This is a genomic window from Mesorhizobium sp. USDA 3734, assembly GCF_056279665.1.
Map to the genome: position 1 here is coordinate 5,170,420 of NZ_JBWCCW010000001.1, position 13,415 is coordinate 5,183,834.

A 13,415-nucleotide genomic window follows, 5' to 3' on the forward strand; every position below is an offset into this window, starting at 1 on the left:
CTCGCGAAAACGCGCCCGTCCGTTTCGCCTTCCGCTAAATTAACGGCGTCGGCATCCGGGACGAATTCCCTTTCGTGGCTCAATGGCTGGCCTATGCGCTCCCCTACCGACGCTTCGCCGGCATCCTCGCGGATGCCTGCGCACGGCTCGGGGCCGATGTGGATCGCTACTCCTTCATCGTAGTGGACTTTCACCACCTACTCCTTGCCGGTCTCCCGGCGCACTAATTTGAGAATCCACCGCCCAAGATTCTCACGTTTAAATGCCAACCCTTAGCAAAACCGGCGCATTCTTACGTTTAACTGCCAAGCGACATCTCCACTAGAAGATCGATCATGCCATCGATGATCTGCGCTTCCCGTACCATCAGGAAGACCGCATAGAGGCCGAGCTGCCGCCGCTGAGCGTGGCGGCGCATCTCGGAGGCTTTTTCAGCGCCGACCCGCCGGACAATCTGGTCGATCCACGTCTTGCCGGCGCCCGTCAGCAAGTCCCGCGGCAAATCCAGCTTCTTGATGAATGCCAATCGGTCGGCAAGGGACAACATGTTGTCCAGCGTCGCGGCACCCGGATCACCCTTGATGGCATGGAATCCGATTGAACTATCCGGATCGGCGAGTGAGGCTTCCATCAGCGCCATCGTTTCCGGTAGCAGACGGTCCGCGATGCTACCGAGAAATGTTTCCAGGAACCGTTGCCGCTCGGAGCGGACCAGCCGCTCCATCTCTTTCGCCGACGGCCCGAACATCCGGCGATCCCGGCACCAAAGAAAGACCGCCTCCAGCATCGCCGCGACCGATGCCCCTCGCGGGCAGAGCTCCATAGCCATCCAGGCGGCAAGCGCTGCGCGATCCGCGTGCTTCATGCGCCGAAAACCAAGATGGCGCAGAATCTCTGCACAATGGCGACGTCCCGAGCGCCCCGAAAAATCGTAACCGTCAAGATCGGTCTCGCCGACGCCAAGCTGGTTGGCCAGATACGAAACCGACTCACCGGGAACCTCAGACGCCGCGGTGGCGAAATATCCGTACGTGGCAAAGAACTTCAATTGCACCGCCAGTCCAAGCCTCGAACCGGCTGGCTTGGCGTTCACAAAGTCGATGTCGGCAAACGACAGGCTCCATCCCCCGGCCAACGCCTCGGGCGAAACACGCAGACCCATAAATCCACTCCCTGTTCCAGGAGCGAATTCTCAGGTCAGGATGACATTACGGTCAATCCGTTCCCGCAACGTTCCACAACTTGGCCAAAATCACAGCTTCGGGCCGATTGGGCCTGGAAGGGCCGCTTCGTGCGTATTTCAGGCGATCGTGAGCACGGATTTCAGCGCATCGTGAGCACGGATTTCACGGGATCATGAGCAACGATTTCAGACGATCGTGAGCAGCGGTTTCAGGTGATCGTGAGCACCTTTTCGAAGGTGCGGGACGCTTCGGCCGACAGCTCAACCGGTCTACGGGATGCCTCGTTCAAAACGAGGAAGCCCGATGCCCACAAAGAGATTGTCGATGCGCCGGATCAGAGACGTAATACGATTGAGATATTCCCAGGGCCTGACCGAGCGCGTCATCGCGCGCACGCTCGGGATCAGCAATGGCGTCGTCCACGGTTATCTGCGGCGCGCCCGTCTTGCCGGGCTGAGCTGGCCGCTGCCTGAAGGGATTGATGACGAAGGCCTTGAGCGGTGTTGTCACGTTCTCTGAAAATGATTGCGACGATCCCAGCCGGTGCTCAATTCACGCGAGTTTCTCAACCGCAGCTTCCCATTCCGCCATGGCTTGGAGGCGGTGAATATGGATGGCGAGAGCAGAGCATTTGAGCGGGGCGGGACGAACAGATTGCGAAGAGCCGAGAAGATCGAGATGAAGCGTTGGAGGCTTCCTGGCGATCGGAAACCCTGCATCGTGCTTTGGCGTTTTCGCAGCGGCAGATGCGAATTCTCGGCTCGATTGTTCAGCCCCTTGTGCGACCGGTGCTCGACGTCCGGCATCACTTGTCGCCTGGCTGCTCCATAGGATCGCAGCTTGTCTGTGATCATGCGCTTTGGCGCGGCACCCTGTTTCTTCAACAGGCGCATCAGCAATCGCTTGGCAGCCTTGGTGTTGCGGCGGTTCTGGACGATCTCGTCAAGGACGTATCCGTCCTGATCGACGGCCCGCCAAAGCCAATGTTTCTTACCGGCGATGCTGATGACGACTTCATCCAGATGCCAGATATCGTTCGGGCCTGGACGCTTTCTTCGGAGCCGGCGGGCATAGTCCGGGCCGAATTTCTGTCCCCACCGGCGGATTGTCTCATAGGAAACGACAATGCCGCGTTCCAGAAGCATCTCTTCGACGAGGCGCAGGCTCAGCGGAAATCGGTAATACAGCCAAACTGCATGGGCGATGATCTGGGGCGGAAAACGGTGGTGTTTGTAGCTGACGGCTGGCGTGTTCATGCCGCAGCTTCTCGGTCAACAATCGCTGAGCAAAAGTTAGCGTGACAACACCTCCGCGGCACCCCCGCGCTTCCCCGCCGCAATATCACCTTGCCGCTTCACACAACTTCACATTCGCCCGTAAAAGCCGAAACATTGCGGTTGTAGTTTCGTCCTCGCGGCAAAGATGCCGCGGCCTAACCAACGGATGAGACATGGAATCGAACCAAATAGCTTTCGAGAGCAACGTGGTGTTGCAGATGGAGTCCCCGGCCCCTTTGATTCAAGTGGAAAACTGGCTGCGTGGCAAGCCGCTCACCAGCTTCGAACCTGGAAAAGCGTACATCGTCGAATTTTGGGCAACTTGGTGCGCCCCTTGTGTGGACGCGATGCCCCATCTGATCCAGCTGCAGGAGAAATACAAGGACAGCGGCGTTGAGATCGTTGGAGTCGCGGCTTCTGAACGCGCTCCAACGGCCGATGAGGCCCGAAGCAAGTTGGACGCTTGGTTGACCGAAAAGTTCACGGATCTGAACTTTCCGATGGCGTTCGACTCCACAGGCGAAATGAAAAAGCTTTGGATGGAGCCCAGCTTTTCTTTCGGGATTCCGACCTCGTTCGTGGTCGACCGAGATGGTCACATCGCCTTTATCGGTGGTCCGACGGAACTCGATGAGGTCTTGCCGAAGGTGCTTAACGGCAGTTGGCGCAGCAGCGATCAGGCAAAATCCGCCGATGCGGAGCGGATCGCCCGTAACGAACCCAGAGCGCGAAAACAAGCGCTGACCAAGCCCATATACGACAAATTTCGGCCGGCAATGAAGGCCGAGGATTGGAAGACGGCGCTCTTGGCTGTCGAAGAAGGCATCGCCTTGCTGCCGGACAAGCTCGGTTTCCGCCGGTCTCAGGTGAATCTGTTGATTCACAAAATGCGCGACATGCAGGCCGGCTTGCCCGTCATGCGCCAATTCGTTCGCGACGCGATCAACAGAAACTCCGAGGATTGGATGGTTGCGGCGCTAGACGAACTCTTCTACCCGAACTTTGACCATTCGCACTTTCCGCCTGCTGAGCGCTTGACGATGGGAAAACAGCTGTCCGAACACATCCTGGCACTGAATCCCCCGGAAAGCGACCAATGTAAGCTCCTGCCTTATCCGGTGACAGCCCTGTACTATCACGCGAGCGGCAACAAAGATCGGGCGATCGAGCTGATCGAGCTGGCACTTAAGTCGCAGGGCGGTCCGGAGCTGATCCGGGACGAAGATGAACAGGACGCAATATTGTATTTGCTGCAGTTCCTGGCCAACTTCAAGGGTGAGAAGGTTTGTTACGGCGCTCTGTGTGCGGCTCCAAACGATGGCCGATACGACAGCTGGTATACCGTTTGCGGCTGACCGTGAGGTTTATGTGAGGGACAGAATTGGCTGGGCGGACACGCCCGGCTTGCGACATAGCCTAGGCCCGATCTTTTGGGCCTAGGTCCGAAGGACGGCGGCCTGCTACGATGCCCGCCTTTGGCCGAAACATTGCGCTCGTAGTTTCGCCCAGTCTCGGCAAAGATGCCGCATTATGGAAAGGATGAAATGAAATAATGGAACCGAACCATCAAGAACCAGCCAGCCTCTCCGGCACCCGCAAGAAGAAGAGCTGGGGCAAGCGCATCGCTGACACCGCCGGTGGTAAGCTCTCTGTACGGCACAGTTCGAATCGGAGCAGACAATAAGAGGAACCAGCTCGTGCAGAAAACCTCACAACCTTTGACAACAGCTTTGGAGAACAAAGTGGTGTTGCAGATCGAGTCCCCGGCCCCTTCGATTCAAGTGGAAAACTGGCTGCGTGGCGAGCCAATCACCAGCTTCGAGCCCGGCAAAGTGTACATCGTCGAATTTTGGGCAACTTGGTGCAGAGCATGTGTGGTCGGGATGCCCCATCTGATGCAGTTGCAGGAGAAATACAGGGACAGCGGAGTTGAGATCGTCGGAGTCGCGGCTTCTGAACGCGCTCCAACGGCCGATGAGGCCCGGAGCAATTTGGACGCGTGGCTGACCGAAAAGTTCTCGAATCTGAACTTTCGGATGGCGTTCGACGCCACAGCCGAAATGAAAAAACTTTGGATGGAGCCCAGCTTTTCTTTCTGGATTCCGACCAGTTTCGTGGTCGACCGAGACGGCCACATCGCCTTTATCGGTGGTCCGACGGAACTCGATGAGGTTTTGCCGAAGGTGCTTAACGGCAGCTGGCGCACCAGCGATCAAGCGAAAGCCGCCGACAGGGAGCGTATCGCGAAAGGCGAACCCAAAGCGCGCGAACAAGCGCTGAAGAAGCCGATCAATGATAGATATTGGACGGCAATGCAGGCCGAGGATTGGACGACGGCCCTCTCGGCTGTCGAAGAAGGCATCGCCTTGATGCCGGACAAGCTCGGTTTCCGCCGGTCTCAGGTGAATCTGTTGCTCCATCAAATGCGCGACATGCAGGCCGGCTTGCCCGTCATGCGCCAATTCGTTCGCGACGCGATCAACAGAAACTCCGAGGATTGGATGGTTGCGGCGCTAGACGAACTCTTCTACCCGAACTTTGACCATTCGCACTTTCCGCCTGCTGAGCGCTTGGCGATGGGAAAACAGCTGTCCGAACACATCCTGGCACTGAATCCCCCGCAAGACGACGGCTGTAAGTTCCTGCTTTATCCGATAGTATCTCTATACTATCACGCGAGCGGCAACAAATTTCGGGCGATCGAGCTGATCGAGCTGGCACTTAAGTCGCTGGGCGGTCCGGAGCTGATCCGGGACGAAGATGAACAGGACGCAATATTGTATTTGCTGCAGTTCCTGGCCAACTTCAAGGGTGAGAAGGTTTGTTACGGCGCTCTGTGTGCGGCTCCAAACGATGGCCGATACGACAGCTGGTATACCGTTTGCGGCTGACCGTGAGGTTTATGTGAGGGACAGAATTGGCTGGGCGGACACGCCCGGCTTGCGACATAGCCTAGGTCCGATCTTTTGGGCCTAGGTCCGAAGGACGGCGGCCTGCTGCGATGCCCGCCTTTGGCTAGGCGGGCTATGAGCTGAGCTACGGGTTTGCCCGCTTCGAACGTTCGCCAGTCTGGCGCGGGTGCCTCTCAACACCTCCACCACGCCCCGCCGCAATGTCGCCTTGCCGGCTTCACACAACTTCACATTCGTCCGCAACAGCCGAAACATTGCGCTTGTATTCGTCCAGTCGCGGCAAAGATGCCGCCTAACGAAAAGGATGAGACCAATGGAACCGGACCATCAGAAGAAGAGCTGGGGCAAGCGCATCGTCATAGGCGGCATTGCGATAGTGGCGCTTGCCGGGGTAGGCGTCCCTGGCGCGCTCAGCCAGGATTGCGGGGGCATGCAGCGCTTCGGCATGGGCGGGGGCGGATCCGACATGCACATGCAGGCCAACGTCCGCGACGGGATGGGCTCGTCGAGCGTGAGTTTGGGCGCATGCTCGAGGAGATTGACGCCACACCCGAGCAGGAAAAGAAGCTGGAGGCGATCAGGGACAAGTTGTTCTTCGATGTCAGCGTGATCATGTGCGGCTTCCGCGACACACGAGACGATGTCGCCAAGCTGCTCGGCGCAGCAACCATCGACCGCGAGGCGGCGGAGAAGCTGCGGGCCGAATTCGTCGCGGCGATCGACAAAGCCTCACGCAAGCTGAAGGAGGCGCTGCTCGACGGCAACGAGGTGCTGACGCCCAAGCAGCGGGCGAAGCTGGCCGAATAGGATCGCAGCTGCCACCGCCGCTGGTAAGCTTTGTACCGGCACAGTTTCGAATCGGAGCAGACAAAAAGCATGGACGAATGGATTCTCATCATCGACGCCGACAGGTACCAGTCCACCCGGCTGGCGACATATCTGCAGCGCAACGGCGGCTTTTGTGTGCGAACGGTGAATACGGCGGGCGCGGGCATTGCCGAGATCGCGCGGCTGTCGCCCGATGCCGTGGTTCTCGACGTCATGCTGCCCGACATGGACGGCTTCGAGGCGCTCAAACGCATCCGCGCGAACTCCGATGTGCCGCTTGTGATGCTCACGCCGCGAGCCGACGAGACCGAGATCGACCAGGGGCTGGAGATAGGCGCCGACCATTATCTACAGAAGCCGGTCAGTTCGCGCGGGGTGCTGGCGCGGCTGAGGACGCTTCTGCGCCGCCGCCGCAACGCCGGCGCGAATGCCTCGCCGCGCATCCTGCGCTTCGGACATCTGGAGATCGACCCTTCGTCGCGCTCGACCCGCGTCGACGGGCGCGAATGCCCGATGACCAGCTACCAGTTCGACCTCTTGGTGGCGCTCGCCGAAAATGCCGGGCGCACGCTGTCGCGTGAGCAGCTCATGGACATGGTCAAGGGCGAGGAACTGGAAGCGTTCGACCGGTCGATTGACGTGCATGTCTCGCGCATCCGCACCGCGATCGAGACCGATCCGAAACATCCTCGCCGCATCATCACCGTGCGCGGCGCGGGCTATGTCTTTGCCCGTTTTCAGGACGGTGACAGATAAGCCATGCGCAACAGCCTTTTCGTCAAGATCTATCTCACCGTGCTCGTCAGCCTCGCCGCAGTGGCGATCGCCAGCGCGATCTTCGTAATCATGGGCGATGAACGCGAAAATTCCGCGTTCGGCCCGGCAGGCTTTTTCCCGCTGATCGCCGCGGTGATAGGGCTTGCCGCCTTTCCAGTCGTGCGCCATCTCACACGCCACCTTGAAGCATTGCGCCAGGGCGTCGATCGCTGGGGCGCAGGCGCTCTCGACACGCGCGTCGCCGTGCGCGGCAGCGACGAGGTGGCGGCGGTGGCGGCGAGCTTCAACCGCGCCGCCGAGCAGATCGAGCGGCTGCTTGCCGCGCACCGCTCGCTGCTTGCCAATGCCAGCCACGATGGCGCTCGCCGCTTGCGCGACTGCGCATGGCGATCGACCTCATCGCCAACGAACAAACCGGCCCGATGCGGGACGAGATCGTGCTCGATCTCGCCGAACTCGACGCGCTGGTGGAGGAAATCCTGCTTGCCAGCCGGCTTGACCATATCGAGAAGCTGGAACGGGTGGAGCCGGTGGATCTGCTGGCGCTCACCGCCGAGGAGGGCGCGCGCTCCGGCGTCGACGTCTCAGGCGAACCCGGCGTCGTGTCGGGCGACCCGACTCTGCTCACACGGCTGGTTCGCAATCTCATGCAGAACGCGCAGAGACATGGCGGTCCGCCGTTCAGCGCGCATGTGGGGACCGAAGGCAGTTTGGTTGTGCTCAAGGTGTGCGACCACGGGCCGGGCCTGCCGGAAGGAACCGGCGAGCGCGTGTTCGAGCCGTTCTTCCGCCCGCAGGGCCGCAGCGAAACGACCGGCGGCTGGGCCTCGGCCTGTCGCTGGTGCGCCAGATCGCCTTGCATCATGGCGCAACCGTGCACCACGAATCGCCATCCGGCGGCGGCGCCTGATTTGTCGTCACGTTTCCGGCAATATCTTGATATGGCGGGCGCATATCCTTGTGAAAGCGGCCCCAGGCAGGGCGGAAGGAAGAGGTATGATCAAAGCACGACGGTTCCGCGAAAAGATCAGCAGGCGCGGAGGGCAGCGAACCTCGAAGGAGGACGGATTTCATGAACGATCCGGCCGTCCGTCGGCGGGAGCAGGCCTTGGCTAGCCTGGCCGCGGCTGAATAAGCCTGGTCGCTCCGACGTTCCCAGCACGTCGCGAACAAGCTGTCGAAGCTCACATGGGGAGTATTAGGTCGTGAGGAACCAAAGGGAAAACGTACAATGATCACCTCACCAAAAGGCCTCTCGAAGCCCTCGACGAAAATTCGTTCTGAGTGGCTGCGCACACAACGCGAATAGTTTGCGACAGAACCGGCAATCGAAACCAAGGAAAATAAGGAAAATATCTGATGCAGCGACTGTTGCTGACATGTGTGGCGCTTTGTGGTCTGACGGCGGGCGCCACCGCCGCCGCAGTGCCGGTGAACGCCGAGTCCGCGTCTATAGCCGGGGCAGCGGCCCCAGTCTTTTCCTTCGAAGGTGGGCTACGCTATTTCTACAGTACCGGCAAAGCATCGAAGGACCTTTACAATCCTAAAGGTACGTCACTGGCCTCGCGGCTCACCTATGACGGTCTAGACGCGCATTCGAGTGAAGTCTTCTTCAACGCGATCCACAATCCGACTGGCATTTTCGTAAAGGGCCTCCTCGGTGCGGGCGGCATCAGGGAGGGTTCTCTTATCGACGAGGACTTCTTACGGAAGTGGGGGGGCTACTCAAACACATTCAGTGATCAGCGCGGGGGCGGCGTCAGCTATTTCACCGCCGATCTTGGATATAATTTCTTGAACTCGCCGCGCTACCGCATCGGTGCTTTTGCTGGCTACAATTTCTGGCACGAGAGCTACGACGCTTTCGGTTGCACGCAGCAGGCGACCAACTGGAGAATCTGTGTGCCAACCGTCGCGACCTACGTCAACGGCATCAGCCAGGACAACGATTGGCATTCGCTGCGACTCGGCTTGGCCGGGCAGACGCAACTCACCGAGCGACTCAGCCTTTCTGGTGACGTGGCGTTCCTCTTCACGCGGCTCGACGGCAAAGATCAGCACCACATGCGCCCCGAGTTCAAGCTAATTCCCGAAGACGGCGATGGGCATGGCGTCCAGCTCGAGGCGGTGTTGAACTACAAGGTCACGGATTTGTTCAACATCGGCCTCGGCGCCCGCTACTGGGGGGTGGCAACTGACGGCGCCGCGCATTTCGAGAAGACACCGGACGGCGGTTCCCCGCAGGTCGAGCATTGGCAGACAGAGCGCTACGGCGTGTTCGTGCAGGCGAGCATCAAGTTCAACTGAGAAAGCAAGAACCGAGGAGAGCGGCGATGCCACTCCAGCTTATTTCGATCATTGAATCAACAGAAGGAAGTTTTCCGACGAGTTCTGCTGGCGTGCGCAAAGTCGCCAGACAAAGTTCTCTCGGTCCATAGTGTACGTGCCGTCACGCCCGTTCTCGACATGGTTGAATGATACCTCCCGCGCGATCGATCAAAGTCGTTCTTCATTGGTTTTCCGGAAATCGCGGGGAGGCACAGCATGCTGTGACCCTCGGCTGCTGATTTTCTGTCAACGCGCAGATGAGGCAGAATGAGCGTACAGCAAAAATCATCGGTGCTGTCGCTTTCGCCAAAGCCCGCCGCAGCTAAACGAGGCCCCACGCCCTGTAGCGCCCGCGGCCCGTCACCTCGCGGATGCCGAGTTCGGCGACGAGGCCGAGCGCCGCGCGTTGCGTGACCTTGAGCTCGGCCGCGATCAGACCGGCCGACACCACCGGCCGCGCCAGCACCAGCTCGATCAGCGCCGGCAGGCTCGAGCTTTTGCGCCGGTTCCTGAGCCGGCGTTCCATCTGGCTTTTGGCCAGCGCCAGCCGGTCGAGTTCCTTCAGTCCCGCCGCTGCCGCCTCTGCAAAGGCGTCAAGCACGGCCAGCAGCCGCGTGGTTTTTTCCTGCGCCCGCCGCCTGTCCCGCGGAACGACGCGCAGCCCGGCATTGAGGCAAAAAAGGTGCGAGCCGACCTTGCCGGCCTGGCGCAACAGTGCGGCAACCAGCAGCGTGCCGAGCCAGTGCTGGTGCTGCAGCGGTTCTATGTCCTGCCACGCCTCCCAGGCGATCGTCGCGGCCAGTACGGCCGGCATGTTTTCGCCGCGGAGCCGGTCAACGACGGCGAGCCAGTCGGCCAGCCGCTGGTCCTCGTCCCAGTCTAGATCGCGGATCAGCGGCCCGAGGCTGTTCGGCAAAGCCCCCAGCGCTGTCGCCCCGTGCCCTGCCGTGTCGACCTCTGGGCTGTCCGCCGCGCGCGGCGCGAACCTTTCGCTCGCCAGCAGCCGGCTGGAGCGGGCCAACACGGCGTCGATCTCCGCCAGTTCTTCGGCAAGAGCATCCTCCTGGTCGGTGTCTTGGAAAAGGCTTTCGTCGGCGTCGGCCGCCGCCGCGGCTTCGGGTCGGGAGCCAGCCCGCCCCGCGCTCGACCCGTCGCCCCCCTGCCCTTCGCGGCCGCGCAGCGCTAAAATGCCAACGCGAGAAAGCGCCCAGTCGGGTGGGTGCAAAAGAATGCGGCGCCGGGCGCGCAACACGGCGTGGGCTCGTGGGTCGGAGTGCGGATGTCCATGTGTGAGTCGTGCAGGACGAGGTCTTCGACATGGACGAGCTCGCCGTCGAGCCACAGCGCCGCGGCCGCGTCGGCAAAGTGCTGGCGTTGGATAAAGCCGTCTCCGACCGGGCTTTTGAGCACGCGCTCATCGAGCCGGGCCAAAAGGTCTTCGGCTGTGGCTTTTACTTGCGGATTTCAATCCTGCGAATGTCATATCGGCGTTGGCTTTGGGTGGTATTGCGCGACTGATTTCTCGCTAAGAATTTCAATCATGCGGTGCCGCCTTGCAGAAGCTGTTGCAAAAGGGGCCTTCGACCGTGTCCCGAACTGTGACCGACCGCCACTGGTCGCAGGCGCAGCGGATAGCGAGCGAACTCGACAAGGTCCTCGATGGTTCCGCGCTGCGCCGATTGCTCGCGTAGCGGCTGAGCTGCGGTTGTCGACCCGTCAGATCTATAATCTCCTGGCGCGCTATCGTGACGATCGAACGGTAACGGTGCTCTTGCCGAGAACGGGCAACACGCGCCGGAAGCGATTGCCGTCGAAGATCGAGGAAATCATTGCTGCGACATTGCGCGAGCAGTGGCTTGTTCTGGAAGCGCCGCCGCTGGCCCCTGTCGTCTCCGAAATCCGTGCGCGCTGCGAGGAGGCTGGCCTTCGGCCGCCGTCCTATATCACCGTTGCGCGGCGGATCCCGGCATTGTTCACGCCGGAAGAGATCGCCAAGAAACGATCGGCGAATCCGAAGCACCTTCATCGGCTCAGGCCGCGTCCATCAGGGTGGTGTGGTCGAGCGTCTCCTGGGCAAGCTCAATGCCGTGCTCGCCACGCACCCAGGGTCGACCGGACGATCGGTGGCCGACCGTGACGAATATCCATCTGAGAAACGTGCTTGCCTGAGCTTTGCCGATCTCGAGCGTTGCGTCGCGCTTGCTGTCGTCGACCACAATCTCCAGGAGAACGCCAAGACGCTAAAAGTGCCGCTGACCGAGTGGCAGACACATGCGGTAGATAATCCGCGCTTCAATGACGGCGCGCATAATGTCCTGCTGACATTTCTGCCGGGTGCCGTACGACGCCTGACGCCGCAAGGCATCAGCATGTTTGCCCTGTTCTATTATGCGCCATGGCTCGGTTCGTTCGTTCCCGAACGCGACCGGTTGGGCAAGCTGGAGATTCGTTACGATCCGCGCGACATCAGCCATGTCTATGTCCGCGACCCCGCAGGTGTCGCCTTTCGCTCGGTCCGGCGCCGTGACGGGATTTTGACGCCGGTCACCCTGTGGGAGCACGAAAGCGACCGCGCCAACCGCCGGATGGCGAATGCCCGGTCGAATGTCGAGAAGGTCCAGCTCCGTCGCGAGATTGCGTCCGTTGCCGGAACCGCCAAGCACAAGAAGACGGAATTGCGCAACGCCGTTCGCGCTGGCCATGCGGCGAGAGCTTCCAAGCCTTATGAGGCAATGGCGCCGGTGCCGCCGGCCCCGATGGAGCACCCGGTGCGTCAAAAGCGGCGGCTGCCGATCGAAGAATGGTAGTGCGTGAATGGCCGATCATCTTCTCGACCATGTACGGCCCTATCTCGATGGAAACATTGAGGAGCGGATCGCCTTCATCCGCTCGCCGCGCTGGATCGGCCATCACGCGGCGCTGGACGCTCATGAACGGTTGGCCGACTTGCTTTCCCGTCCGGCTGCACTGCGCACCGGCGGCCTGATGCTGATTGGTCCTTACGCCAACGGCAAGACGATGGTCGCCGAGCGATTCGCGATCGAGCATTTGAGGATGTCTCCGACACAACGGGTCTGGATCGTGCAAACCCACGAGGGCGTGGGGCTTGCCCATTTCTATGCCAGCATCCTTCAGGCGCTGAAAGCGCCGATCGGCAACGTCCGCGATGTTGGTCGGAAGGCTGCGCAACTCGATCACTTGCTCGCCAGCCTCGCGCCCCGAATCCTGATCTTCGACGAATTCCACAACGCCTTGCGCGGCCGCAGCCGCGACGTCGAGGCGATCTTCGCCTTCCTGCGCCGGCTCGGCCGGATTCACGACATCTCGCCGGTGCTGATCGGTGAGGTCGCCGTCTATGACTGTGTCAATGCGACCGATGAAATGGCGAGCCGGTTCGAGCTGTGCGCGGTCCCGCGGTGGCGCTATGGCGAAGAATATCTGGCGCTTCTCGACAGTCTCGATGCGGCCCTGCCGCTCGCCAAAAGCTCCGACCTGTCGGAGGAAGAAATGGCGCGCAAGATCTTTTCGCTCTCGGAGGGCCTGATCGGCGAGGTCGTCGCCATCCTCACCAAGGCGGCGGTGGTCGCCGTCCGATCCGGCGCCGAGTGCATCTCGATGGCGATGATCGATCGGTTAGGCCACATTCCGCTCTCGGCCCGTCGTCAGGCGCCGGTGCGCGAAGCCCTGCTGTAGCGGCTATGACCGGCACGGCCGCGTTCGCGATCGAAGTGCAGTCGCGCTACCGGGAGATTCATTCCGTTCGCTGGCCAGTCGTGGTCGTGCCGCAAGCGGATGAGCTGCTATCGAGCTGGCTCAATCGCCTGGCGTTCGCCAATGGCATCGCACCGCGCCATTTTGCCGACGTTTTCGGGATAGACGGCGGCATGTGGTCGGCGCGGCTCGATCTTTGCGCTGCCGGATGGCGCGGCGCGCCTGCTTCATCACTATTCCGGAGTTGCGCGAGACACTTTGGCTGCAATGACCCTTGCGCAGGATGAGCGCACGCGCCTCCTGCTGCCACTGCGCCAGACCGGCCACCGAAGGCGCTCGACCTGGCTGCAATTCTGCCCTCAGTGCCTTGCCTCGGATTTGGCGCCTTACTTCCGCCG

9 protein-coding genes and 6 pseudogenes are annotated in these 13,415 nt (G+C 60.9%); 12 read left to right on the forward strand and 3 right to left on the reverse strand.

Going from position 1 to position 13,415, the window contains the following annotated elements:
• Window positions 1-298: 298 nt before the first annotated feature.
• The gene (locus ACZ89F_RS24770) at window positions 299-1,162 is read right to left on the reverse strand and encodes a DUF4158 domain-containing protein (protein WP_476094638.1); all 864 of its coding nucleotides are present in this window, start codon (window positions 1,160-1,162) and stop codon (window positions 299-301) included.
• Window positions 1,163-1,487: 325 nt separating this feature from the next.
• On the opposite strand from ACZ89F_RS24770, the pseudogene ACZ89F_RS24775 reads away from it, so the two are divergent.
• Window positions 1,488-1,682: pseudogene (locus tag ACZ89F_RS24775) on the forward strand (sigma factor-like helix-turn-helix DNA-binding protein); the annotation flags it as partial.
• Between the two features lie 54 nt (window positions 1,683-1,736).
• Here the strand turns inward: ACZ89F_RS24775 and ACZ89F_RS24780 are convergent.
• Window positions 1,737-2,440, reverse strand: a pseudogene (locus ACZ89F_RS24780) (IS6 family transposase).
• Window positions 2,441-2,634: 194 nt separating this feature from the next.
• On the opposite strand from ACZ89F_RS24780, the gene ACZ89F_RS24785 reads away from it, so the two are divergent.
• The 7 genes and pseudogenes from ACZ89F_RS24785 (at window position 2,635) to ACZ89F_RS24815 (ending at window position 9,285) form a co-directional block, all read left to right on the forward strand.
• The gene (locus tag ACZ89F_RS24785; RefSeq protein ID WP_476094640.1) at window positions 2,635-3,816 is read left to right on the forward strand and encodes a TlpA disulfide reductase family protein; all 1,182 of its coding nucleotides are present in this window, start codon (window positions 2,635-2,637) and stop codon (window positions 3,814-3,816) included.
• Between the two features lie 387 nt (window positions 3,817-4,203).
• Window positions 4,204-5,352: a TlpA disulfide reductase family protein gene (locus ACZ89F_RS24790; RefSeq protein WP_476097364.1), complete on the forward strand. Its 1,149-nt coding sequence runs from the start codon at window positions 4,204-4,206 to the stop codon at window positions 5,350-5,352.
• A 306-nt stretch (window positions 5,353-5,658) separates the two neighbouring features.
• Window positions 5,659-6,180, forward strand: coding sequence for a Spy/CpxP family protein refolding chaperone (locus tag ACZ89F_RS24795; RefSeq protein WP_476097365.1), 522 nt, complete (start codon window positions 5,659-5,661; stop codon window positions 6,178-6,180).
• A gap of 69 nt (window positions 6,181-6,249) precedes the next feature.
• Window positions 6,250-6,957 carry a winged helix-turn-helix domain-containing protein gene (locus ACZ89F_RS24800; protein WP_476094641.1) on the forward strand — a complete coding sequence of 236 codons (708 nt, stop codon included), beginning with the start codon at window positions 6,250-6,252 and terminating at the stop codon, window positions 6,955-6,957.
• Window positions 6,958-7,047: 90 nt separating this feature from the next.
• A pseudogene (locus tag ACZ89F_RS24805) lies at window positions 7,048-7,227 on the forward strand (hypothetical protein); the annotation flags it as partial.
• A gap of 134 nt (window positions 7,228-7,361) precedes the next feature.
• Window positions 7,362-8,054 carry a sensor histidine kinase gene (locus ACZ89F_RS24810; protein WP_476094643.1) on the forward strand — a complete coding sequence of 231 codons (693 nt, stop codon included), beginning with the start codon at window positions 7,362-7,364 and terminating at the stop codon, window positions 8,052-8,054.
• A gap of 283 nt (window positions 8,055-8,337) precedes the next feature.
• Complete coding sequence (locus tag ACZ89F_RS24815; protein WP_476094644.1) at window positions 8,338-9,285, forward strand: hypothetical protein; 948 nt, start codon at window positions 8,338-8,340, stop codon at window positions 9,283-9,285.
• 343 nt (window positions 9,286-9,628) lie between these two features.
• Here the strand turns inward: ACZ89F_RS24815 and ACZ89F_RS24820 are convergent.
• Window positions 9,629-10,755, reverse strand: a pseudogene (locus ACZ89F_RS24820) (RHE_PE00001 family protein); the annotation flags it as partial.
• A gap of 104 nt (window positions 10,756-10,859) precedes the next feature.
• Here ACZ89F_RS24820 and ACZ89F_RS24825 point away from each other — a divergent pair.
• The 4 genes and pseudogenes from ACZ89F_RS24825 to ACZ89F_RS24840 all read left to right on the forward strand — a co-directional run.
• Window positions 10,860-12,113: pseudogene (locus ACZ89F_RS24825) on the forward strand (Mu transposase C-terminal domain-containing protein).
• A 7-nt stretch (window positions 12,114-12,120) separates the two neighbouring features.
• The gene (locus tag ACZ89F_RS24830; RefSeq protein ID WP_476094645.1) at window positions 12,121-12,999 is read left to right on the forward strand and encodes a TniB family NTP-binding protein; all 879 of its coding nucleotides are present in this window, start codon (window positions 12,121-12,123) and stop codon (window positions 12,997-12,999) included.
• Between the two features lie 5 nt (window positions 13,000-13,004).
• A complete protein-coding gene (locus ACZ89F_RS24835) occupies window positions 13,005-13,304 on the forward strand; it encodes a TniQ family protein (protein WP_476094646.1) in 300 nt (99 codons plus the stop codon).
• Window positions 13,285-13,407, forward strand: a pseudogene (locus ACZ89F_RS24840) (TniQ family protein); the annotation flags it as partial. The gene ACZ89F_RS24835 and the pseudogene ACZ89F_RS24840, both read left to right, overlap by 20 nt.
• Window positions 13,408-13,415 lie beyond the last annotated feature (8 nt).

What these genes read in the sequence shown, in the direction of transcription:
- ACZ89F_RS24770 (WP_476094638.1), bottom strand. Translation starts at nt 1,162, where the DNA reads ATGGGTCTGCGTGTTTCGCCCGAGGCGTTGGCCGGGGGATGGAGCCTG.
- ACZ89F_RS24785 (WP_476094640.1), top strand. Translation starts at nt 2,635, where the DNA reads ATGGAATCGAACCAAATAGCTTTCGAGAGCAACGTGGTGTTGCAGATG.
- ACZ89F_RS24795 (WP_476097365.1), top strand. Translation starts at nt 5,659, where the DNA reads ATGCCGCCTAACGAAAAGGATGAGACCAATGGAACCGGACCATCAGAA.
- ACZ89F_RS24800 (WP_476094641.1), top strand. Translation starts at nt 6,250, where the DNA reads ATGGACGAATGGATTCTCATCATCGACGCCGACAGGTACCAGTCCACC.
- ACZ89F_RS24810 (WP_476094643.1), top strand. Translation starts at nt 7,362, where the DNA reads ATGGCGATCGACCTCATCGCCAACGAACAAACCGGCCCGATGCGGGAC.
- ACZ89F_RS24815 (WP_476094644.1), top strand. Translation starts at nt 8,338, where the DNA reads ATGCAGCGACTGTTGCTGACATGTGTGGCGCTTTGTGGTCTGACGGCG.
- ACZ89F_RS24830 (WP_476094645.1), top strand. Translation starts at nt 12,121, where the DNA reads ATGGCCGATCATCTTCTCGACCATGTACGGCCCTATCTCGATGGAAAC.
- ACZ89F_RS24835 (WP_476094646.1), top strand. Translation starts at nt 13,005, where the DNA reads ATGACCGGCACGGCCGCGTTCGCGATCGAAGTGCAGTCGCGCTACCGG.